This window comes from Anaerosporobacter faecicola, from assembly GCF_012070565.1.
Lineage (GTDB): Bacteria > Bacillota > Clostridia > Lachnospirales > Lachnospiraceae > Anaerosporobacter > Anaerosporobacter faecicola.
In genome coordinates this window covers 186,093-209,937 of record NZ_JAAQRO010000009.1, presented here as the reverse complement: position 1 = coordinate 209,937, position 23,845 = coordinate 186,093, and the positions used below count along the sequence as shown (strand labels likewise).

26 protein-coding genes are annotated in these 23,845 nt (G+C 34.4%); 1 reads left to right on the top strand and 25 read right to left on the bottom strand.

The window, feature by feature from the left end; translation table 11 throughout:
* Nucleotides 1-99 precede the first annotated feature (99 nt).
* From HBB17_RS05710 to HBB17_RS05665, 10 genes are all read right to left on the bottom strand, one after another.
* Nucleotides 100-1,017 (bottom strand): RluA family pseudouridine synthase, encoded by a 918-nt coding sequence (locus tag HBB17_RS05710; protein WP_207717326.1) that lies wholly within the window; start codon nucleotides 1,015-1,017, stop codon nucleotides 100-102.
* 231 nt (nucleotides 1,018-1,248) lie between these two features.
* Entirely contained in the window at nucleotides 1,249-1,758 is a 510-nt protein-coding gene (gene lspA, locus HBB17_RS05705; protein WP_167956506.1) for a signal peptidase II, read from the bottom strand.
* A gap of 35 nt (nucleotides 1,759-1,793) precedes the next feature.
* A complete protein-coding gene (gene aroB / locus HBB17_RS05700) occupies nucleotides 1,794-2,885 on the bottom strand; it encodes a 3-dehydroquinate synthase (protein WP_167956644.1) in 1,092 nt (363 codons plus the stop codon).
* A 63-nt stretch (nucleotides 2,886-2,948) separates the two neighbouring features.
* Nucleotides 2,949-4,001: a DivIVA domain-containing protein gene (locus HBB17_RS05695; protein ID WP_167956505.1), complete on the bottom strand. Its 1,053-nt coding sequence runs from the start codon at nucleotides 3,999-4,001 to the stop codon at nucleotides 2,949-2,951.
* Nucleotides 4,002-4,012: 11 nt separating this feature from the next.
* On the bottom strand, nucleotides 4,013-4,774 hold the full coding sequence (locus HBB17_RS05690; RefSeq protein WP_167956504.1) for a YlmH family RNA-binding protein: 762 nt from the start codon (nucleotides 4,772-4,774) through the stop codon (nucleotides 4,013-4,015).
* Nucleotides 4,775-4,790: 16 nt separating this feature from the next.
* Complete coding sequence (locus HBB17_RS05685; RefSeq protein WP_167956503.1) at nucleotides 4,791-5,054, bottom strand: YggT family protein; 264 nt, start codon at nucleotides 5,052-5,054, stop codon at nucleotides 4,791-4,793.
* Between the two features lie 8 nt (nucleotides 5,055-5,062).
* Nucleotides 5,063-5,686 (bottom strand): cell division protein SepF, encoded by a 624-nt coding sequence (locus HBB17_RS05680; RefSeq protein ID WP_167956502.1) that lies wholly within the window; start codon nucleotides 5,684-5,686, stop codon nucleotides 5,063-5,065.
* Nucleotides 5,687-5,701: 15 nt separating this feature from the next.
* The gene (locus HBB17_RS05675) at nucleotides 5,702-6,394 is read right to left on the bottom strand and encodes a YggS family pyridoxal phosphate-dependent enzyme (RefSeq protein WP_167956501.1); all 693 of its coding nucleotides are present in this window, start codon (nucleotides 6,392-6,394) and stop codon (nucleotides 5,702-5,704) included.
* A 44-nt stretch (nucleotides 6,395-6,438) separates the two neighbouring features.
* Complete coding sequence (locus HBB17_RS05670; RefSeq protein WP_167956500.1) at nucleotides 6,439-7,827, bottom strand: HlyD family efflux transporter periplasmic adaptor subunit; 1,389 nt, start codon at nucleotides 7,825-7,827, stop codon at nucleotides 6,439-6,441.
* On the bottom strand, nucleotides 7,817-8,764 hold the full coding sequence (locus HBB17_RS05665) for a TIGR01212 family radical SAM protein (RefSeq protein WP_167956499.1): 948 nt from the start codon (nucleotides 8,762-8,764) through the stop codon (nucleotides 7,817-7,819). Before HBB17_RS05665 ends, HBB17_RS05670 begins: the two co-directional genes overlap by 11 nt.
* A 381-nt stretch (nucleotides 8,765-9,145) precedes the next feature.
* On the opposite strand from HBB17_RS05665, the gene HBB17_RS05660 reads away from it, so the two are divergent.
* Complete coding sequence (locus HBB17_RS05660; RefSeq protein WP_167956498.1) at nucleotides 9,146-9,343, top strand: DUF378 domain-containing protein; 198 nt, start codon at nucleotides 9,146-9,148, stop codon at nucleotides 9,341-9,343.
* 142 nt (nucleotides 9,344-9,485) lie between these two features.
* Here HBB17_RS05660 and HBB17_RS05655 read toward each other — a convergent pair whose 3' ends face one another.
* From HBB17_RS05655 to miaA, 15 genes are all read right to left on the bottom strand, one after another.
* Nucleotides 9,486-9,905, bottom strand: a complete 420-nt coding sequence (locus HBB17_RS05655) for a twitching motility protein PilT (protein WP_167956497.1) — start codon at nucleotides 9,903-9,905, stop codon at nucleotides 9,486-9,488.
* A 190-nt stretch (nucleotides 9,906-10,095) separates the two neighbouring features.
* Nucleotides 10,096-11,097 carry a D-alanyl-D-alanine carboxypeptidase family protein gene (locus tag HBB17_RS05650; protein WP_238483680.1) on the bottom strand — a complete coding sequence of 334 codons (1,002 nt, stop codon included), beginning with the start codon at nucleotides 11,095-11,097 and terminating at the stop codon, nucleotides 10,096-10,098.
* A complete protein-coding gene (locus HBB17_RS05645) occupies nucleotides 11,076-11,471 on the bottom strand; it encodes a methylglyoxal synthase (protein WP_167956496.1) in 396 nt (131 codons plus the stop codon). The genes HBB17_RS05650 and HBB17_RS05645 overlap by 22 nt, the downstream gene beginning before the upstream one ends.
* Before the next feature lie 6 nt (nucleotides 11,472-11,477).
* A complete protein-coding gene (locus HBB17_RS05640; protein WP_167956495.1) occupies nucleotides 11,478-12,593 on the bottom strand; it encodes an FtsW/RodA/SpoVE family cell cycle protein in 1,116 nt (371 codons plus the stop codon).
* Nucleotides 12,594-12,605: 12 nt separating this feature from the next.
* Nucleotides 12,606-12,881: a cell division topological specificity factor MinE gene (gene minE / locus HBB17_RS05635; RefSeq protein WP_167956494.1), complete on the bottom strand. Its 276-nt coding sequence runs from the start codon at nucleotides 12,879-12,881 to the stop codon at nucleotides 12,606-12,608.
* A 17-nt stretch (nucleotides 12,882-12,898) separates the two neighbouring features.
* Complete coding sequence (gene minD / locus HBB17_RS05630; RefSeq protein WP_167956493.1) at nucleotides 12,899-13,687, bottom strand: septum site-determining protein MinD; 789 nt, start codon at nucleotides 13,685-13,687, stop codon at nucleotides 12,899-12,901.
* Nucleotides 13,688-13,883: 196 nt separating this feature from the next.
* Nucleotides 13,884-14,549: a septum site-determining protein MinC gene (locus tag HBB17_RS05625; protein WP_167956492.1), complete on the bottom strand. Its 666-nt coding sequence runs from the start codon at nucleotides 14,547-14,549 to the stop codon at nucleotides 13,884-13,886.
* A gap of 74 nt (nucleotides 14,550-14,623) precedes the next feature.
* Nucleotides 14,624-17,437: a penicillin-binding transpeptidase domain-containing protein gene (locus HBB17_RS05620; protein WP_167956491.1), complete on the bottom strand. Its 2,814-nt coding sequence runs from the start codon at nucleotides 17,435-17,437 to the stop codon at nucleotides 14,624-14,626.
* A gap of 2 nt (nucleotides 17,438-17,439) precedes the next feature.
* Complete coding sequence (gene mreD, locus HBB17_RS05615) at nucleotides 17,440-17,946, bottom strand: rod shape-determining protein MreD (protein ID WP_167956490.1); 507 nt, start codon at nucleotides 17,944-17,946, stop codon at nucleotides 17,440-17,442.
* Between the two features lie 15 nt (nucleotides 17,947-17,961).
* Nucleotides 17,962-18,810 carry a rod shape-determining protein MreC gene (mreC, locus tag HBB17_RS05610; RefSeq protein ID WP_167956489.1) on the bottom strand — a complete coding sequence of 283 codons (849 nt, stop codon included), beginning with the start codon at nucleotides 18,808-18,810 and terminating at the stop codon, nucleotides 17,962-17,964.
* A 24-nt stretch (nucleotides 18,811-18,834) separates the two neighbouring features.
* The gene (gene mreB / locus HBB17_RS05605; RefSeq protein WP_167956488.1) at nucleotides 18,835-19,854 is read right to left on the bottom strand and encodes a rod shape-determining protein; all 1,020 of its coding nucleotides are present in this window, start codon (nucleotides 19,852-19,854) and stop codon (nucleotides 18,835-18,837) included.
* Between the two features lie 32 nt (nucleotides 19,855-19,886).
* Nucleotides 19,887-20,591, bottom strand: a complete 705-nt coding sequence (gene radC, locus HBB17_RS05600; RefSeq protein ID WP_167956487.1) for a RadC family protein — start codon at nucleotides 20,589-20,591, stop codon at nucleotides 19,887-19,889.
* 70 nt (nucleotides 20,592-20,661) lie between these two features.
* Entirely contained in the window at nucleotides 20,662-20,919 is a 258-nt protein-coding gene (locus tag HBB17_RS05595; RefSeq protein WP_167956486.1) for a DUF4321 domain-containing protein, read from the bottom strand.
* Nucleotides 20,920-21,049: 130 nt separating this feature from the next.
* Nucleotides 21,050-22,336 (bottom strand): methionine gamma-lyase family protein, encoded by a 1,287-nt coding sequence (locus HBB17_RS05590; protein WP_167956485.1) that lies wholly within the window; start codon nucleotides 22,334-22,336, stop codon nucleotides 21,050-21,052.
* A 34-nt stretch (nucleotides 22,337-22,370) separates the two neighbouring features.
* Nucleotides 22,371-23,327, bottom strand: a complete 957-nt coding sequence (miaA, locus tag HBB17_RS05585) for a tRNA (adenosine(37)-N6)-dimethylallyltransferase MiaA (RefSeq protein WP_167956484.1) — start codon at nucleotides 23,325-23,327, stop codon at nucleotides 22,371-22,373.
* Nucleotides 23,328-23,845: the final 518 nt, after the last annotated feature.

Genomic DNA, 23,845 nt, shown 5'->3' with positions numbered 1-23,845 from the left:
CACAAGTCAGACCTATAAGAGCTTTACTAATAACCATATTCTACATGAATAGATAGTATTTGTCAAATTTCTAAGAATCGTCTAGGATGTGCTAGTATATTACTTCAATTTTTCTAATAGTTCAACAAAATAATCTGGAAGGGGTGCTTCAAATTCTACATACGCCTTAGTGGTCGGATGAATAAAACCAAGGACTCTGGCATGCAAAGCTTGTCCTTGCAATTTGTATTTTGATTTTGCTGGTCCATATACATCATCACCTAATAGCGGGTGCGATATACTTGCCATATGAACACGAATCTGATGGGTACGTCCTGTTTCTAACTGGCATTCCACATGGGCAAATCCCTTCCCTAGATTTTCAATAACTCTATAGTGCGTTATTGCGTCTTTTCCATTTTTGTGATTAATGCACATTTTCTTTCGATCTATTGGGTGTCTGCCAATTGGACCTTCTACCATTCCCTCCATTGTTGAAAAGGTATTATATACAATTGCTTCATATTTTCGTGTAATGGAATGAACTTTTAATTGTTCCGCAATAAAAGTATGCGCTTTGTCATTCTTACATACAACAATAACACCTGTCGTATTCATATCGATACGATGTACAATTCCAGGACGTAACACTCCATTTATTCCAGACAGGTTATCTCTGCAATGATAAAGCAATGCATTAACAATTGTACCAGAATAATGACCGGCAGCAGGATGTACAACCATGCCTTTTCCCTTATTGATTACAATAATATCATTATCTTCATAGAGAATATCAAGAGGAATATCTTCTGGTTCAATCTCTAATTTCTTAGGTTGAGGTATAGTACAAACTACTTGATCCTTTACACAGACTTTGTAATTTGCTTTTACAACTTTTCCATTCACCCAAACTGCTTGCTCTTTGATTAATGTTTGAAGATATGAACGAGATATGGTTATATCTTTTTCTTCACATGCTTGTGCCAGATACTTATCAATTCTTATCCCTTTTGTTGCCTCATCAACTGTAAAAGTAATAGTACTGGAGGTATCTTGTATCAAATTATTTTCCTGATTTTCTCTAGCATACTCAAGATCAATCAAGTCTTCCTCATCTAATTGATTCTCCAGATCTTCAGATAAAATTTCTTGAACAGACTTATCAACATTCTTATTACTATTAATTTCTTCTATATTGTCTTTAATATTTACTTTTATATTTTCTTTTATATTTTCTTTACTCAATGCGATAGATTCCTCTCTTACAGCCTAACTTTCTTTTTGAACCTTCTTGTCTTTTGATAAGAATTCCAAATCCTCATCTTTGTAATAGAATAGGAACAGTAAGACCAAAACAAAACAGGAAACCGTAACATAACAGTCTGCCACATTAAAGACAGGGAAATCAATTAATTCAAAATACAAGAAATCAACCACATAGCCTCTAACCACACGGTCAATACAATTTCCTAGCGCACCAGCTACCAAAAAGATTAGAATCCACTGTATAGGAAGATACCGTTTTTCTTCTGGTAACTTGAAATACACATACGTAAGTGCAATAACAACGATTACAGTAAATATTACAAACAACCAGATTTTGTTCTGTAACATTCCGAATGCCATCCCTCTGTTTTCATGATAGACAAACTTAAATACTTTTTTTATTACATCAAACCCATCGGTTCCTTCTAAATTTGCTTTTGATACAATCTTCGTGATTTGATCGATAATTACTAGTAAGATAACCCAGATTAAACCTGTCATTTTCTTCTTCATTCTACAAATTCCTCCAAAAAAAGCTTGCCCCCTAATTAGGCAAGCTTTTTAATATATTCTACAGCTGCAAGCATCTCTTCATCTGTGACGTCTTGTTTAATTATGGCTTTACCAATCTGTTGCAACAAGATAAACTTGATCTTACCAGCTTCCATCTTTTTATCATTTTTCGTTGCTTCCACTACTTCTTTCGAATCAATTGTATCCACGCCTACTTTTAAAGAGAACGAGTTAATTACAGATATCGCTTCCTCTAACTCATGTTCTGTAATATATCCACGTTTAGCAGACATATACGCAGCTGCAATCATACCAATTGCTACACATTGTCCATGAAACAGCTGGAAATTCATCTTCTTTTCAATTGCATGGCCTAAGGTATGACCAAAATTAAGAAGCGCACGTTCTCCCTTTTCCAAAGGATCCCGTTCAACAACCATTTTTTTGCAATAACAGCTATGATACACCATTTCTTTCATCGTTTCATAGTCATGTGACATGATTTTGTCATGATGTTCAATCAGCCAATGATAATATGCAGCATCTTGTATATATCCATACTTTAAAACTTCACCCATACCTGACGCAAATTGTTCTGGTGGTAAAGTTTTCAATGTTGAAAGGTTCATATAGACACACTTTGGTTGGTGAAATGCTCCAACCATATTCTTATACGCATCAAAATCAACACCTGTTTTTCCACCAATACTGCTATCAACCATTGAAAGTAAAGTAGTTGGTAATTGAATAAACCGAATACCACGTAGGTAAGTAGCTGCAGTGTAACCGACCAGATCACCTACAACACCGCCTCCAAGGGCAAATAAGATATCATTACGATCAAATTTTTTTAAGATTAAGTGTTCATATAAACGTCTTACCGTATCCAACGTTTTATTTTCTTCTCCCGCAGGGAAAACAAATGTCTCCACTGACCCTACGAAACCTTGGATTTGTTCCCGTACTTCCTGTTGGTATCTCATTGTATTCGAATCACTTACAATACATACCTTTCGATTTGACAAATTAAGTTTTTTTATTTCATCTCCCAAGGTATCGTAAGACTCATGAAAGATAATATCGTAACACCATGTATCTTCATAATTTACTTGTAATATATTCTGCATCATATCCCCCTTATCGCCGGTCTCTTCCCTATCGTTGTACTCCCAAGTAAGAAAATCACTCTATTAATCAAGATTTACTTCAAAATCTATAAATTCAAACTCAGATTCTAATGTTGGACTCTTCTTTTCCATTGACTTATCAATAATTGGTTCAGTAGATACCCCTTCTTCAACAAAAGTGAAGGCAGAATCGGTAGTTGTCTGCTCTATAGCTGACTGATCTTTACTAGTCTGGTCCATATTCCTCTGATCTATGTTCAGTTGTTCTGTAGTCTCTACTATCGCATCACTTTGCTTATCCGTTGTTTCATTCAAAGATGGCATAATCACACCTTGATCTACACCAAAATCAGCTTTTAGTTCTTCCATATTCTCTGTATTCACATATCTGGATATCTTTGCAAATGTTTCTAGTTCTTCTTGTGTAAAGAGTTCTCCTGCTTTTTCTACTTTATCAGATGTTTCTTTTTGTTCTGCAAGAGTATGTTCTACAAGAGACTTTTCAGCTTCAGATTGCATTGTAGATTTTGCTATGTCAGTCTTTTCTTCGCTGTTTCTCGCTACTTCGTTGTGGGCTTTTATAGGATTCTCTTTTGGATAGAATTCAGAAGCTAAATTAAGATCTACCGGATTGGTATAACTTGTTTTTAATGTTTCACCATTCATTAAGGTTAATTCAAATGTTGGTGATTGTAATAGTTCAATCTGCGCAGCAGCTAACTGTTTATATTGAACTTTATAACTTTCATACTGTTGGGTTAAACCAGTAATCATTTGGTTAACATGTGCAAGTTCACGCTTCGCATCTGCAATAATCAGATTTGCTTTTCCCTGCGCTTCTTTTTCAATTGCTTTCGCATTCTTAAGAGCCGCTTGCTTCGTTTCTTCTGCTGTTTGTTCAGCCAAAACTAATGCTTTTTGAAGGGTCTTTTCTATTGTTTTATAGTATTGTATACCTTCATTCAAAACACCGATCTTATCTTTTAATTCTACATTTTCTTTATATAATTTTTCATATCCGTTTAGTACTTCCCGCATAAATGCATCCACATCTTTACGATCATAACCGATACCGGACTTAAAACTTTTACTTTGTAATTCAATTGGTGTTAACATTTGTATGCCTCCTAGCAGTATTTCTTTAATACGACAAAATATCGTCCTTTTTTTGTCTGATTTTGTTGTTCTTGGTAGATGAATTTACCATATCCTCGAACGGATACTACATCACCTTCTTTAAGATTGTGACTAACGGATTCAACCAAACGACTATTGATAAACACTTTTCCAGCTGTAATTAAACTACTCAAACTACTTCTTGATCCATTAAATGCTAATGACAAAATTGCATCTAATCGGATGGAAGCAACGGTACCACGGATTTCTTTAAATTGTGGAGTAATATTTATCAAACCATCATCTTCTTGTGTACATCTTACGTCGGTGTGTTTTATACGGGTAAGATTTTGTATGATATAGGAATTCATCGTCTCATTGCAAAATACATAACCATACTTATCCTTAATAATGATATCACCAATTGTATATCGTTCTATGCCAAGATTAAGTAATGCGCCTAGATAATCTCTATGACTTAAATCATCACAAAATTTCTCACTTCGTGGGCTAATCTTTACACAATAAATAGGAAAGGTTCTCTCATAAGATTCACGTTCTGTATCATGATAGAAGCAAACCATCTTTCTCTCCGCATCCTCGTAACCACCATATAGATCCATCTCTACGTCTGGCATTTCCTTTTTCCTTGTTAATAACAAGCTTATTTCATTCAAATTCAAAAAGTCTGAATACGTACGAAAGCCTTTATTATAGGTTTGATAAGCCATATCTTTTAATCGTTTACAAAGCAATTCTTCTTCTTTCGTCATATTCCATAACCTCTGCTTACAGTTTTAAATAATAAAATATATTTTGAAAAAACAAAATAACAACCAAGGCAATCATTGGAGCTAAATCAATCATTTTTGTATTAAAAATAGAATGTTTCAATAAAAACCGAATTGGTGCTAATATAGGTTCTAAAAGCACAATCAAGAACTCTTTAAACTTAGTGTGTACCGGAAACCAACTAGTAAAAAAGTAGATAAAGAGAATTATTTCTAATACAATAAAAAATACATACAGTGAATTAACGATTAAATTACTCATATAACTCCTTAAAATTCTTTATTGATGGTTGGAACTCCGAAGCTTTCATTTGGTACCAGATCAAGATAATCTCCAGAAATATCAACAGAATCTGGAGAAAAGATGAATATGTATCTCGAGATCTGATGAAGTTTTCCATTAATTGCATACACACAACCTGAGATAAAGTCCATAATACGTTGTGCTTCTAGAGGATCAAATCCCTCTAAATTAACAACTGCAGCTCGTCCCGTTAATAACATATCACATATATCCTGTGAGTCTTCAAATGAAGTAGGTTTCATAATACATACTTCAAGTCCCTTAGCAGTTGTTCGAATTGGAACAACCTTGTTTGCACTTCCTCGTTCTCTTTCAAGACGTTGTGTCCGTTCTTTTCTTGTTTCTGATACTGGAATATGAAGTTCTTCATCATCCTTATCCTTATTAATATAAGAACGCGTTGGCATCTTTTCAAGACGAGAACTTCTTTCTGGTCTAGCATCCATCCGTTCCTCAGAACTTTCACGTCTGCTTCTTCTCTTTTCTTCTCGTTCTTCTTCTTTTTCGTCATAATCATTTACGTAATCATCATAATCATCATCTTCTCCTAACTTTAAGTAGCCAAGAAAATTTTTCAATATATTAGCCATAACATATCTCCTTTTTTATATTGTATAATTACGTTCACCAAAGATTCCAGTACCAACACGAATCATTGTTGCACCTTCTTCAATTGCAATTTCATAATCATTTGTCATTCCCATAGATAAAATCTTCATATCAACATTATCAATGTTTTTGTTTTTGATGTCAACATATAAATTTCGCAAATTTCTAAAATGGACCCTATTTTTCTCACTATTTTCCACAAAAGGAGCAATTGTCATAAGTCCTTTAATACGTACATGTGGAAGTTTTGCAATTTGCTCCACTAAACCAGGAACATCTTCTTCCATTGCACCAAATTTCGTATCTTCTTTCGCAATATTTACTTCAAGAAGTATATTACTGATAACACCCTTTTTTTCAGCCTCCTGATCAATCATCTCTGCTAACCGATACGAGTCAACAGAATGGATCAAGCAAACTTTATCTACGATATATTTTACTTTATTCCGTTGCAGATGACCAATCATATGCCAATGAACAGGAGCCTTGACGGTATCAAATTTGTCCATAATTTCTTGTACTTTATTCTCACCAAACTCTTGTATTCCATAGTCGATTGCTTCATCGATTAACGCAACTGGTTTCGTCTTACTGACAGCTATTAGGGTAACTTCTTCACGTTTTCTTCCCACCTTGTCGCAAGCTTTTTGAATCTGTTCTTCCACATACGCTAAGTTTTCTTTTACCATTCTTACTTCATCCTTTCCTGTGGCTGAACGTCACATCTACTCTATTAGTATATTATATTGGATTCAACTGCCATAGAAGCCTCTAATACAATATGATCATATTCGGATAATCCAAATGTTGTATCGGATTTAACAATACAATATTCCTGATTTTCATATACTTTTTCTATACGACGGAATACGCAGTATCCTTTATTTACATTATAGACACCTTCTAACTTATCCATTTCTGATATGGTATAAGTTTCCTGCGTATCAACATTACTGATCACATCACCTGCACTCACAACTGCTGTATCAACATAACCAAAATCATCATCTTGGTAATAGATCTCCGTAGGGATAAATGTGAATTTCTTTTCTCCCTTTTCCGTATAGGTTTCCTTCACGATGCCGATTTCACTAGAATCACCACCATTTGTAAAATAGTCTCTTGGTACTTTATAAAATTCTTTTTCTATTATAGAAGAAACAGGGATCTTTAATCCACTTGCAGAATTTAATAATAACTCAACCGTAACAAATCGATCTTCTACATAGCGAAGCATATATGAATTGAATTCTAGCTTTGCAAAATAGCCATCACCTTTTTGGTAGGAAGTTACTGGTGCGGTTACTGTCAGATCATCCTTTTTAAAGGTAATCTTAACGGCTGTCTTTTCTGCTAATTTTTCAAACTGCTCCTTTGAAATGTTCAAAATCAAAGTCCATTTTTCATTGGTTACGATCTTATAAACCGGACTATCCTTTTCTACCAAATCATTGCTTCGTAACATCCTCTTCTCATATTCTTCGGTATTAAAAGTATCCAGATTCACATCATCTTCCTTTAAATCTTCCATACCATCTGCGTAATATGTTACGATACCGCTCTTTTTTGATTTTACAATATCAAAAATTGTTCCTGACTTCTTTGAAGAAGATAAATCTTCAATGCTTTTCATATTTGAATTGTTCAAACAATCTAAGATCTGATTTTCCAGATTGAATTTAAAATCATAGACGCTTGTGTAATCATTGCTTGTATACGTATTTTTAAAATTACTGATATCAGAACGAATGCTAGCAATATCTTTTGCAGATAAGCGCAAAGATTCATTGGATTGCGCAAGTGATTCTGCAATATTTCCATTCTGATCAAGGGAATACACAACCGAGTTTTTTCCAACCTTTTCACCATCTTTTATATAGTAATTCACATATCCAGCTTGTGTAGTCTTCACAACTTCTTCTTCTCGTAATATAATTCCTTGGCAAGTATTATCATCGGCAATTGTTTTCTCAACTACTTCATAGATTGCCAAATGATCTTTTTTCATATACAAGATTACATTAATGCCAATATAAACAAATAAGACAAAAAATATGATTACTCCTATGTTTATATTGACTGGTCTCCGATACTTGGCCACTTTCCTGCTTCTACGACTCATGTAAGTAACCTCCTCTTTTTAGTGCAGACCCATTGATATATCGAAATTGTTTTCCTTGGTAGCTTTCATTTCGTTGCATCTCTTCCTCAAATTCGTCTCGCAACTTCCACCAACTTGTCCCCCAGTTGCTAAATACCGAATCTTCTTCTGGGATTCTTGAAAACAGTCGTTCTATAACCATATCCGGTCTTACATATTCCAAGAACATACGCAATCGTGTAATATATTCTTCTTTGGAACAGATTGTGATCTCTCCTGCCATATATTCTTTTGCCATCTCAGAATTTTTAGCGATATATAAGGAATGTAACTTAACAATCTGAACAGGTAATACAGAAAGAACTTTTGCTGTTTCTATTACATCCTCCATCGTATCCTGAGGAAGGTTTAATATTATATGTGTGCACACACAAAAACCATACTTTGCGATTCTTAGAACAGCATCTAAGTATTCAGCTAAAGTATGTCCTCGATTTATTTTCTGTAACGTATGGTAATTTACCGTCTGTAAGCCTAATTCAATCGTTATTGATATTTGATGCGCTTCTGAAATCTCCTTTAAATACTGAAGATAGGACTCTTCAATACAATCAGGTCGAGTTGAAATCGATAATTCTACAACATCGGGAAACTTTGCAGCTGCACTCATATATTGTTTAAATTGTTTTAATGGCATATACGTATTCGTATAATTCTGAAAATAAGCAATGTATTTTTCAGCATGGTAACGTTTAGCAATATGTTCTTTATTGGTCAACAACTGATTTACCACAGTCATTTCCGCTTCTTGTGCTTCAAAACCAGTTCCCACATCCGCACAGAATGTACATCCAGTCCCATGTTCACGGTTAGGACATGTAATTGGCAGATTCACAGGTAATTTATATACTTTCGTTCCGTATCTATTTTTTAAATAATCTGAATATTTATAATACATATTTGCTCCAATGTATAACATTTGTTAATTTAATAATACAATACTAAGGTTCAAAAGATATGTATTTCTTGGTTAATAAGCCAAATTTACTAGATATCTTCTTTTCCCTAATTCAATGAATAAATATTCTAAATTATTCACTGCTATCCTATATTGTTGGTATTTGTCAATCAAATCATTATATCTATTGTATCATATATTCATGAAATTGTATAGTTCGATGAAAAAGTTATCCATGTAATTCGTTATAAAAGTTATTATTTTTTATATCGAATGTTTAATCTAGATTTGTTTGTATTTTTTTAGTAAATGTTTTTATACAAATGTATAATTCTTTTTAAATTAGATATACTAACTCTAGAATGATAAAGGAGGTATATTATGAAAACCATAGATTATATTGCACTCATTCTAGTAATAATAGGAGCGATTAACTGGGGTTTAATTGGTTTTTTAGGATTTGACCTTGTACGCGTAATATTTGGAGATATGACTTTGGTATCAAGAATCATCTACGCAGTTATTGGTATATGTGGTCTTTATGCCTTAAGTTTCTTTGGAAGACTTCGAAACGATTAAATACCATCCGAATTACTCTCCCCATTGTACTCATACGAAAAGAGCAGATTCTCAAAATTAAGAATCTGCTCTTTTATACGTACATTCATAGAACATATCACTTACGTTAAGTTATTATATCCTATTCCACATTCGTTCTGTTCTACAATGCCACCAAAACATCATTTACTAAGCTTGATGGTGTATCTTTACTAGCAATTGATATACTCAAAACAAAATCAATATGAAAATGTTCCGAAATCATCTTCAGCTTTTCAATTACGGTTTCAACTTCTGATTCATCAATATGAGCAACTTTCAAAAAACTATCAACATAAACACATTCTAAGTCATGATCCTGTGATATAATACCACAGATAAAGCCAATGAACTCCTTGTAATTCTCTACAAAGTAATCTTTTACACTTATCAATCGAAGTCTGTTGTTCAGCTCATACATATGTTTGTTACTCTTGTCTATGTATACAACGGAGCCCTCTGATCGTAAGATCTTTTCATTTGCCTGGTTAATGATTACCTTCGTCTTACCTTTACCTTTTTCACCAACAATAATCTGAACCATAGAATTTCCTCCTTATGTGATGCTCAAATATTAATAACATTGCCACCGTTACTTGTATTATATGCTCCATTACCATAAGTCTATGAGTTTATTATAAAGTAGGTCATAAGAATTTACAACTATTATATGATGCAAAGGTCAAAAGGTCATGTCACGTTGTGCTTGCACAAAAGTGATCATGACCTTTTCATCATTTATAGATAAATTTTAATAAGTAAGACATTTGTGAATACAAACTATATTTCGAGTCTGACTTTAGGATAACAGAGATATACTCCTTCTCTGATTTGTCTTTCGAATACAAAACAAGACATGATCCTGCTTTATTCGTTGTACCAGTCTTTCCACCAATTACAGTGATTCCGTCTGGCATTGCTTCATTTCCTTTTAGGTAAAGGTTTGTTGTTGTATAATTTTTCTTGATCGTATCTCCATTACTATTTTGATACGATACTTCATATGATTTGGTACTTATAATATCTACAAAGGTTTCTAGTTTTAATGCTTCTCGAAAGATTAGATATATATCATATGCAGTCGTATAATGATTTTCATCATGTAATCCATGAGGATTCACAAAGTTGGAATGGGTAGCTCCTAAATCTTTTGCCTGTTCATTCATCATATCAGCAAACTTGTCAACACTACCTGCAACATGTTCTGCAATCGCGATACCAGCATCGTTTCCTGAACTAATCAAGAATATATTAAGCAAATCCGCAAGTACAATCTTGTCTCCTTCATTAAGTCCACATAGACTCGCCCCGACTTCTGTAATATGAGAAGCTTCATAACTAACTGTTACCGTATCCGATAAATCAGCATTCTTAATTGTCACTAAAGCAGTCAATACTTTTGTAATACTTGCAGGGTATAATTTTTCATATATATCACTTGCATATAGGACTTTCTTATCTGTATTATTAACTAAAAGTGTAGCTTCGGCAGTAAGATTTCCATCATTATCTGTATCTGACTTCAAAGGTATTACACATAAATTCTCACTGAATAGATTTCCATAATCGTCAATCTCATCGTTTCTTACAGATAATGCTACTGTACTAGTATTACTATCCTTATATTTCATAAGTGCTTCTGTAGACGAAGAACACCCTGTCAGCGATAACATCACCAACAGGGAACCAACTACTCTTATTTTTCTACTAAGTCTCATCGTAACGCTTCTCTCCATTCCAGATCACCTCGATCCAAAGCTTTGATCAGCAATTCGGCAGTTGCTAGATTCGTCGCTAATGGAATGTTATGTGTATCACATAATTGAACCACATTATTAACATCCGGTTCATGTGACTTTGGCGTTAATGGGTCTCTTAAGAAGATAACTATATCAATCTGGTTATGCTCAATTTGTGCACCTAATTGCTGTTCTCCACCAAGATGTCCCGCAAGATATTTATGAACATTAAGATTGGTAACTTCTTCAATCAATCTTCCTGTTGTTCCTGTCGCATATAGTTCGTTCTTGCTTAGTATACCACGATAGGCAATGCAAAAATTTTGCATTAACTTCTTTTTTGCATCATGTGCAATCATTCCAATATTCATATGCATTTACCCCCTTATATTTTTTCTTTGTAAACTTACATTTAATATAAATCCAATACCAATCATATAACTTACCAATGAACTTAATCCATAGCTGATAAAAGGTAATGGTAATCCTGTATTAGGTAAGATAAAAGTTGATACACCAATGTTAGCAAATACTTGGAACATAAGCATAGCTGATATACCAGTTGCAATCAACATACCAGTACGGTCTTTTGCTGTTCTTGCTACAGACAAACACTTAAAGATTACAATTGCTAGTAAACCAATAATGACGCAACCACCAATAAAGCCCAATTGTTCTCCTACTACAGAAAAGATAAAATCGCTTTCTGATACAGGTAGACTTTTACTCTTTAACTCTAATGATTGCCCAGAAAATAGTTTTCCATACAATCGACCTGATCCAATTAACTCAACAGAGTTCTCTTGTTGCCATACAAGATCTGGATATTTTTCTGGAAACTTGAATGATAAGATTCTACCTTGTTGATAATCTCCAAGTAATTTCTGATAAGGTTGTTGAATATACCAGAATAAAGCAATAGAACCTGGTATACCCACCGCTAGAATTGGCACGATAATTTTATAACTTAGTCCAGCAGCATAGATCATGATCACATAAACGAATAACATAACCATACTAGAAGATAAATCAGGTTGTTTCAGTATTAACAATACCGGTAAAATAACCATGATTGCTGATAAGATTACGGTTGAAATCTTATCCATCTTATCTTTACGATCAGTAAAAAATTGTGCCAGTACAATAATCATCATGATCTTACATACTTCTGAAGGTTGTAAATCAAAAACACGTAAGTTAATCCAACGTTGTGTATCAAACTGTGTCTTACCTATACCAGGTATAAACACCATAACTAATAGAATAATGTTCGCTAAATAGATAAACCATATAAAGCGACATACATAATGGTAATCAACTACAGCAACAAAAGACATTGCCATAAAGCCAAGCACAAGTCCAAGAATCTGCTTTTTCCCGTCTGATGGCTCTACTAGTTGTATTAAATAGGTTCCTATACCTACCAGTATAAGAATTAGTACGACTAATGAATAATTCATTCTCTTAAAGTCATATTGTTTAAAATCAAACATTAATAATCATCCTTATTTTCGTGGAGATTTCAGGTCCTTTATAGGAATATTCGCGATCAAGGCAGGAACTTTGCCGTTATTTTCCTCAGAGTCAGTTTGTGTAATCTCAATATCTAACTTTTCTTCATCAATTTCCACATATTTTGAAATAACTTTTATAATATCATTTTTCATCTGTTCCATAATCTCAGGAGAACAATTTGCACGATCGGATACCAGCACAAGTTTTAATCGATCTTTCGCTACATTGCCAGATGCTTTTTTCTTAAATAAATCTGCAATACCCATTGGTCTTTTCTCCTCCTCTATTTTTTAAATATACTTGCCAAACGTTGCATTAATGACGCTTTACCATTTAAATCTAAGAAAGGAATGCTTTCTCCAGTAATTCTCTTACAGATATTCATAAAAGCTTGTCCTGCAAGGGATTCATTTCCTACTAATGGTTCTCCTTGGTTTGTAGAAACTACAATACCTTCATCATCTGGAACAACTCCAATCAAGTCAACTGCTAAGATTTCAACAACATCATCACTTGACATCATATCGCCACGTTTTACCATATCCATACGTAATCGATTCACAACTAGATGTGTTTGTTTAATCTCATTAGCCTCCAACAAACCAATGATACGGTCTGCATCACGAACTGCCGAAACTTCTGGTGTTGTTACTACTAATGCGCGGTCTGCTCCTGCTATTGCATTCTTAAACCCTTGTTCAATTCCTGCTGGACAATCCATTAGTATGTAATCAAACTCTTCTTTTAATTCATCTGCTAACTTTTTCATCTGTTCCGGACTCACCGCTGACTTATCTCTTGTTTGTGCCGATGGTAATAAATATAGATTTTGATATCTTTTGTCTTTGATCAATGCTTGTTTAATTCGACAATTTCCTTCCACAACATCAACTAAGTTATAAACGATACGATTCTCAAGTCCCATTACAACATCAAGATTTCTTAATCCTATATCTGTATCAATCAATACAACCTTTTTATTCAATTTTGCTAAACCTGTACCTACGTTAGCTGTGGTAGTCGTCTTACCAACGCCACCTTTTCCTGACGTTATAACTATTACTTCACCCATGAAATCTTCCTCCAAACTTTTTGTTATTCCTAATGATGAAATGTTTCTATAACACAAATATTATGATGTAAGGATCACAAGTAGCATATACGCTACTTGCTCATGTTTAGAGAGTCACACGTCATTCCCTTTTATCCAAACAAGACGCGAAATGACCTTTTGAACCTTGCATCATATTATAGATACATTCAAAAACTTACAAACGAATGTCATTAAGAACATCCTTACTAATTGATTCAATGTAGATGTTACCTTCTTCTACATATGCAATCTTCGCCTCTTTTGAAACTTCCTTAGACTTATCATCTGGAGATCTCGCAATAATATCTCCTATACGAATCTGAACAGGATCCATGGAAAGCGCAACAACAAAACTGTTCTGATTACCAGATGCTCCTGCGAATACGTTGCCTTTCAGTGCTCCCAAAATAATAACATTCCCTTTTGAAACCACTTTAGCACCAGCATTTACATCACCAATAATGATAATGCTTGTTTCAAATTCCAAAACTTGTCCAGATCGTAAGTTACCTTTATAAAATTGTCCAGTGTTATTGGACAGTTCCATCAACTTATCATTTAAACATTGTTTAAATATCTTCTCGCGTTCTTCATTCAAATCAATTACACATATAATATTAAGTTCAGAGTTTTCTGCAATAATATCTAGAATCTCTCTTTCATCTTCTGTTGTCAATTCTCTTCCTTCAAATGTAACGGCAACACTAGCATTCCCAAGAAATTTTGCTGACGCTTTGAACTTCTCAGCTATTTTTGATTTTAATTCTGTAAAATCAAGAGCAGGATCTAATACAACAATTATTCCTGATTGATTCCCTTTAATCATAACTGAATTATCCATCTATCAACTTACTCCTTTCAAAATATCTGGTAGAAAAATCTTTCTACCAGAATGGTGTCTAACGAATTCTAAGTCTAGTCAGAAATGCCACTGCTTAGTTCAGGTAGGTCAACTTTGCCTTTTAACATATCTTTGTATCCATCTTGCTTGTAATAATATTTATAAACATCTCTTGCTAATTCCGCAGCATTACTAGAAGTATAACCATTTGGTATTGCTACAGTAACAGAGATTTCTGGATCATCAAATGGTGCATAAGAAACAAACAAAGCATGATTTGGTTTCTTTTTATCTTGTTGGGCTGTACCAGTCTTTCCAGCAATTTCTACATCAATATCTTTAAATAGTTTCTTAATTGAACTATCTTCTCCATTTACAACTTTGTACATACCTTCCTGTACTAAATTCCAGGTCGTATTACTGATTTCAACATTATTAAATATCGTTGCTTTATTCTTCTCAATAACCTTCTTATTCAAATCTTGTACTTCTTTAAATATTGTAAGATTAAATACCGTTCCTCGATTCGCAATAGCTGTAACATATCTTGAGATTTGAGATGGGGTATAATTATTTTCACTTTGTCCAATCGCAGAACGAACGGCATCAAAATTAGAAATTTGTGGTTCGTACTCCGGAAGTTCAATTCCACTATTTTCACCAAATCCGAACATCTCTGCATATTTTTTCAATTTGTCCAAACCTAATTGGCTCTTATAATTTTTAGCAGAATCTAGACTTAACCGATATCCCAATTCATAGTAGAAATAGTTACAAGATACCTCTAAGGCATTCGGCACATCAATCTTTCCATGTGAATTTCTTGTATGGTCTTTTGGACTTGGTTTGATTGCGGTAAATTCATACTTATCCTGGATTTTCTCCGTTGGTCCAATTACACCTTCTTCCAAACCAGCTACTGATGAAACCATCTTATACGTAGAACCCGGTGCTGTTCGTGTCTGTAATGGACGATTAAGCAATGGGTAAGATAAATCATTCGTCAGTTTTGCATAATATGCAGAATCCACTTGATTCGCAAGCATATTGTTATCATAACTTGGATAAGTTACCAAAGCCAATAACTCTCCTGTCTTTACATCTGTTACAACAACCGAACCCGAACATGGCTCCAGTGCAAGTTGTGCAGGTGTTATTTCTAGATTACGAATCTTCGCCTGAATGAAGGATGATGGGGTTAATGTACCATTCACTAAACCATCGATTGCCTTCTCATCATATTCTATCACACTCTGGTCAAATAATAAAAGACAAATTTCTTTTCCCGATAATTTGTACGAATATACCAAATCACGGTAGATAATTTTGTTAAAACTGCTATCATCTGCTAACGTATCAATAATAAGATCCAATAGTTTTTCATATAATTCTTCCGTACTATAATATTCAGTACTAACATTTAATTTTGATAGGTCAACATAATTATTGGAAACAGCATATTTCAAAAAACTGCTCATACTTATACTTCCACTTTTATAAGCAGCTAACGTTTCATCTCCATCAGGAATATCGGAGATCAGAAGAATCTTCTGTTTTTTTAGCATACTATAGATGTAATCCATGTATTCAATCATATCATCCGATAATGATTTCTTAGGCGTCGTATTTGATATAGATAATTCCTTTTTCAGATTTTTGAATGCAACCTTTTGTTGTGAAGCGAACAGTTTGTATACCTGTTTTTCCAGATTCGTACTATCATCATTATTCAATGCTGTTATATCAATTACGCTATTGTTGATCAACGCATAATAAACATCATAGATTGTCATCTTGTCATTATTCTTTAATGCATTCAGAATGATACTTGCTAATCGTCTTTCTAACAATTTGTAACAGGTTTCCTGTAATTTTGCATCGATGGTAAGATATACATCATTTCCAGCTTTTGGTTCATTGGTATTTAAAATCTCCAATACACGAGTTTGATCATTGACTACAACTGTCTCACTACCATTTTCGCCATGTAGATACTCTTCAAATTCTTTTTCTACACCTGTAATACCAACTTGATCCGTTGCACTATAATTCTCATTTCCCTCTTCTTTTAGCTCTTCTAATTTTTCCTGTGATATTAGGCCTGTATATCCTAAAATATGAGCAAAGTATTCACTCTTATTGTACACACGGTGTGTTTGGGATAAGACATCAACTCCAGGTAGTTCTTCCATACTTTCTCTAACAGTTGCAACTGTCTCGTCATTCACATTGGTGGCTATTGTTATTGGTAAATATCTAGAGTATTTGTTCATAAGAATATTGAAACGGATCATCATGATTTTCAAAGCATCTTCCGTACTGTACTCATCGGATATGTCATACATCTTCGTTGATTTCTCTTCAGAACCGTATCGAATATAGTTAAAGATTTCTTCAGCACTCATTGCTTTTTGTTCGTCTGTCAGCTGGTCAACTTTGCTCAAAGAGAAAACATCTCGTTTAAAGCGAAGTTCGGAACTCCCATCTTTTTGAAAAGTAAAATTACCATCTTTGTCAAGTTGAATAAAGAAGTCTCCTGCTAGAACATCATCATTCTTTTCAATAATCCTAATTAATTTATAAATCATTGCATTCTTCTCTGCATTGGTCGTCAATTCACCTGTATCTTCATACGTGATTGAATAAGACACTTCATTGTATGCAAGAAGTTCTCCATTGCGATCTAGTATATTACCCCTTGTACTTTTCAATTCTCTCTCTTTTGTAATCTTTTGCTGTGCTTCTACTTCATGTTCTTCTCCATCAACGATTTGGATCGTAAAGATTCGACTAACAAGAGCGAAACATAACAGAAGATAGATCATTACAATAGGAAGTAATCGCGACTGAAAAAGTCGTTTTACTTTTTCCATAAATATATCAAACACACCTAAACCTCCTTATGCGCAGAACGCTCTAACTTTACATTCAGTATATGAAGTATCTTATATAGTACAATCGATACGACTACTGTATAGATCAATTCTGGCAAAATGATCCTTCGCAAATAGAAGAAAAAATTCAGACGATTTCTTAATAAGAATAAAAAAACATAATAAAAGAAACCGTATAAGAAATCGCTGATTGATACTAAGATAATTGGCATTGTATAGTCATCACGGAAATAAATCTTATGTGCATATCCATTCAGATATCCAATACACATGTACATCAATCCAAATAATCCAATAATATCACCATAACAGATATCTACTAAAAGTCCACATGCCAACCCTACATAGATTCCTTTTGTTCTGCCATACATATATCCCGCAGCAACAGTAACAATAAGAAGGAGGTTTGGCGCTACGCCCGCTAATGATAGTGCTTGAAATACTGTACTTTGTAATAAGAAACATACTATAATGGTGATAAAAAACATGAAAAATCGTTTCATTGATCAATATCCTTTCTAGTATAAAGCTTCTTTTAATTCTGTAATAACAAGTACAGTTGTTAAGTTAGAGAAATCAACCGCAGGAGTTAGATAACCTGACATTGTCAAATTATCCGAATTCAACGTAATATCTGATACATAGCCAATGAGTATTCCTTGTAGATATTTTGGACTGATTGTTGAAGTAACAACCTCATACCCATCTTTTACTTTTGCATCTTTATCGATTCCCTGTACTTCGATCATACCATTATCAATCAATTCCAGGTTTCCCTTAACATTGCATTGATCATTCGTTTTCAAAAACATACCACTTACATTATTGGCATCATCAATGATGGAGCGAACCGTTGCATTATTATGTCCAACATCAATAATAATACCAACAAGTCCATTCCCAGCTAATACATTCATTCCAACTTTTAAACCATCATCAGAACCTTTGTCAATAACAAAACGACTGTACCAATTATTCGTATCTTTGCTGATGATTGTTGCTGCAACTTTCGGATAACTTGGATAGCGTTTGTCTAACTCATAGAGATCACGTAATGTATCAAGTTCATATCCTTCTTGTTGTAATATTCTGTTTTCATACGTTGTTTCAGCTAATTGTTCCTGTAGTTCTTTGTTCTCTTTCTGCAAATCTTTAATATTCTTCAGAAGTTCCATCTTATCAGTGATCCAATTTCCAACCGTATTAATACCTTTTTGCATTGGAGTGAATACCCCTGTCACTACATTCTTAACTGGCTGTATCTTATCCTCATACCGTACTGATACAAAAATCAAAATAATACAAAGTACGGAACAAATTGCTAAGATATATTTTGGTTCAAGCGAAAACCTTGTTCTACGTCTCATAACGTCCCCCTCGACTTCCCTTGTCTATCGTCTATTGATTATTTGTTTCACATTGGTAGCCAGTTCCTTTAAATCAGGTTCTTCAATTATTCTGCCTAACCCTTCAACAACGGTACTGTCTGCTTTGTCACAAATATTAACTTTCAAATCTGTATTTTCCGCAATTAATCGATCCAACCCCTTGATTGTTGCAGATCCCCCTGTCACATAAATACCAGATTCAATAATGTCAGAAGAGATTTCTGGAGGAGTTCTCTCAAGAATCACCTTAATCGCATCCACAATGGTATGAAGATATTCTCGAATGGAATCATAAACCATCTCTGAATTAATCTCCATTTGTGCCGGTAAACCATTCACTACATTTCGTCCAAAAACGGAGATGGACTCATTGCTTCCTGGTAATGCAAATGTTAGATTTTTCTTAATTGTCTCTGCTGTTTTACTTCCAATAGCAAGGTTATATTTTTTCTTAACATATAATTTAATTGATTCATCTAATTTATTACCACCGATATTAATCAACTTACTCAATACAATACCACCTAACGATATAATAGATACTTCTGTGGTATCTGCACCAATATTCACTACCATAACACCTCTTGCATTGGTAATGTCAAGTCCAACTCCCAATGCATCAGCAATACTTTTCTCTACAATACTAATATCCTTGATTTTTGAATTCGATGCTAATACTGTATCATAAAATGATTTTTTCTCAACAGCTGTAATATCAGTTGGTACTGCAATAAAAAATGAACTTGTACTTTTCTTACCACCATTTAATTTGTTAATGGTATACGTTAGTAAGCGCTGCATATTCCCGATATCAGCAATTACTCCATTCCTAACAGGAGATATTACTTTAATGGATACAGGAGCCTTTTCATTCATCTCATAGGCTTCATCACCAACGGCAAGTACATTCTTCTTGTTTTCGATTGCAATAATATTTCTTTCATGAAGGACAACGCCTTCTCCTTTTTTGTATACTTTTATTGTATTAGTTCCTAAGTCTATACCATAAGTTTTTGCTGCCACTTACTATTACTCCTTCCAAACTGAACGGGCTTCTACTCAAGATACCCTTGTTCTTTTAAGCTTACATACGTAGTATCACCAATAATAATGTGATCCATAAGTTTGATTCCTATTATTAAACCCGCTTCCCGTATTCGTTTGGTCGTTTGAATGTCCTCATTGCTTGGCATAGGATCTCCACTGGGATGATTATGCATCAAAATAATATAGACTGCACCATACTTTAGTGCATTCAAAAATATCTCTCGTGGTGCCGTAATCGAAGCATTCACTGACCCTTTTGATAGTTCCATATCTCGAATTAACTGGCACTTGGTATCTAAGAACAGTAATACAGCTTGTTCTACTTTAAGATGCCGCATCTGTTCCATATAATAATTCGCAATGGCCTCCGGGGAAGAAAATCGAATCTTCATTCCATAGGTTGCCTTCACCATTCGTTTGCTGATTTCAGCGAGACATAGCAATTGTATTGCTTTCACTTTGCCAATACCATTGATCTTACATAATTCCTCCATAGTATACTGGCATAAGGATACAATCCCCTGTTCTGTCTTTCGATTCGTTAAGACGCGACTCGCAACATCAACTGCCCGTTCCCTTTTCGAACCCGAGCGTATAATGACCGCTAGTAATTCTGCATCCGATAAACTGGCTGCTCCATAGCGTTCGCATTTTTCATAAGGTTGCTCTGTTACTGGTAATTCTTTTACTGTTAAATGCTCTTTTTGCTTCATATAATCCTTCCTTTTCTAAGGATTCTCATCAAGCAAATAGCTTTCTTTCTATGCAAAAGTTCTATCTACATTAGATCTTTCGATAGACAATAATCGCTAATAATACCCCAATAATACTTGCCATTGTAATCTTGATTGTCAACCCGAATGTAACCTTCAGGATTCCAAGATTCAATTGAAATGGTTCGCTAAATCCAAACTGTTGTCCATAATTCAACCAGGTCAGATACTTTACATCTTTGGCAACCCAGCCAATAAAACCTCCAAGCACAATGCCTGTTAATAACAATAAAAATAATGACCAACCGTTTTTGGCAGAATTTCGCATCTTAATCAATCTCCATCATTATCATTTTCTTAACTTGTCCCTACTTCATTTGCAGACTAACGAATAGTCATACTCCAACATACATTTTAACACAAATTTGCATGTTTGTATACACAATTTCATCGACAAGTTAGGATAGCTTACACAATCCTTTTTCATATAGTTTCTGTAAAGACATCATAATTCCTAACTTCGAATGATACCAGGTAAGCCCACCTTGGAAATACACGGCATATGGTGGTTTAATTGGAGCATCTGCACTTAATTCAATCGATGAACCTTGAATAAATGCTCCAGCCGCCATAATTACATCACACGTATATCCTGGCATAGCCCAAGGTTCTGGTGTAACATAACTATCTACAGGAGCAGCTGCTTGAATACCTTTGCAAAAAGCAATGATTGCTTCTGCGGAGCCAAGTGTAACTGCCTGAATAATATCATGTCTGGACTCTGATCCATTTGGAACAACAGAGAAACCTAATTTTTCATAGATGTTTGCTGCAAATATTGCTCCTTTTAATGCGCCTGACACAACTTGTGGTGCCATAAAAAATCCTTGGATCAATTGTTGATTAATACCAAGTGTAGCACCAACTTCTTTACCCAAACCAGGTGAAGTCAAACGATATGCTGCATTCTCTACATATTCTTCTTTTCCAACAATATATCCACCAATTGGTGCCAGTCCACCTCCTGGATTCTTGATTAGGGAGCCAACGCATAGATCGGCTCCAACATCTGTCGGTTCGATTGTTTCAACAAATTCTCCATAACAATTATCCACCATACAGATTACATTTGGATTAATTTCCTTAACAAATGCAATTAATTCTCCAATTCTAGCTACTGAAAGTGTTGGTCTCGTCTGATAGCCTTTGGAACGCTGAATGGTCACTAATTTTGTTCGTTCATTCATGGCTGCTTTGATTCCTTCGTAATCAAATGCTCCATCCTCTAGAAGATCGACCTGTCGATAAGTAATTCCATACTCCGCTAATGAACCTTTGCATGGTTGTATTCCAATAACACCTTCTAAGGTATCATATGGTTTTCCTACTGGGGACAGAATTTCATCTCCTGGGCGAAGATTTCCAGATAACGCAACGGTAAGTGCATGGGTTCCACAAGTTAACTGTGGACGTACTAAAGCTGATTCTGCATGGAATACGGAAGCATAGATATTCTCAAGCGTATCACGACCAAGGTCATTATACCCATATCCTGTAGTTGCACAGAAGTGTACATCCGATAAATGATTCTCCTGCATTGCCTTAATTACTTTCATTTGATTGAACTCAGCAACTTTATCAATATTATAAAATCTCTCTTGCAGTTTTTTCTCAATTGTTTCACAAAATTCAAGCACTTCTTCTTGTATACCTAAGCTTTTATACATCTCTTTCATTTGTTCCATCTGTTTTCTCCTAACTGTTTTCATAACAAAAACCTTAGTTAATTATATTTTTTTCTCTTAAAATCTCACACATTCTTGATAAGATTGCATTCTCATCATCATGATATTGCGTACGATCTAGCCAGATTACATCATTCTCTCGCTTAAACCAAGTAATCTGTCTTTTAGCAAAATGTCTTGTATCTCGTTTCAATATATAGATAGCTTCCTCAAGACTACATTCTCCTTCAAGATACGCTAGGATTTCCTTATAGCCAAGTCCCTGCATAGAAACAAGATCTCGTCGATATCCTTCTTTATATAATGAAGTGACTTCATCAACTAGTCCTTGCTTGATCATTAAATCGATTCGTTCTTCTATTCGATCATACAATATTTCACGATTATGGTTTAATACAAAATACGCAAATTGATATGGCGACTGTTTCTGTTTCTGTTCTTCATTATGACTAGAAATCTTCTCTCCCGTCTGGTGATAATATTCTAGTGCACGTATCACTCTCTTTACATTATTCTGATGAATGATTTTTGTGGATTCTTCATCCACCACTCTTAATTGTTCATATAGGTATGCAGCACCTTTTTCTTCTGCAATCTTTTGTAGTTCTTCACGGTAGGAATGATCTTCATTTGTTTCAGTAAAATCGATATCATTCAATATCGCTTGAATATAGAACCCTGTTCCACCTACTATGATTGGAATCTTTCCCTTTCCATAGATTTCTTCCATATATGTCAAAGCTAACTGTTTGAATTTCACTACGTTGAACTCATCATCCGGCATTAATTCATCCACTAGATAGTGCTTCACACCATCCATCTCTTCTGGCATAATCTTTGCAGTACCAATGTCCATCTTCTTATATACTTGCATCGAGTCAGCAGAGATAATCTCTCCATTCACTGCTTTTGCAAGGCGTATGGATAGTGCAGTTTTTCCAACTGCAGTTGGTCCTGTTAAGATAATAAGTGGTTTTTTATCTTCGTTCATATGCACCTCCAATAATTATGAATTGATTTCCATTATCGGAAACCATGGTTAGTGTACCATACAATGAATGAATTTTCAAACACAATAGAAACAATTCTATGACCATTTTATGCGAATATTGACTTTACAACGGAAACCTGTTATATTGTAAGGTGATTGTAACAAAAAATTGTTACAAAATAAGTACCAGTCTAGTTGGATCCATCATATACATATTATATAGGATCGAATACCTTTTTTCTGGTATTATAAGGGGGAATTATAAAAAGTAGACCAATCTAGCCCATTGATTGTTATTTTGACAGAAATGTCTTCAAGTCGTGATATTATCTTGTATAATCCGAACTTGATAAACTTAGCGCCATGTACCTTTGCCTGGGCGGAAAAAGCAAAGGGTAACGAGGTAAAAGGTGTTCGAAAATTCGGCGGGGACCTTTTCGTATTCTTGGATGCGATATATATCTTCAAATACTTGAGTAATCAGGGAACAAAGAGATATAACCAAGCTTTATTTTTTA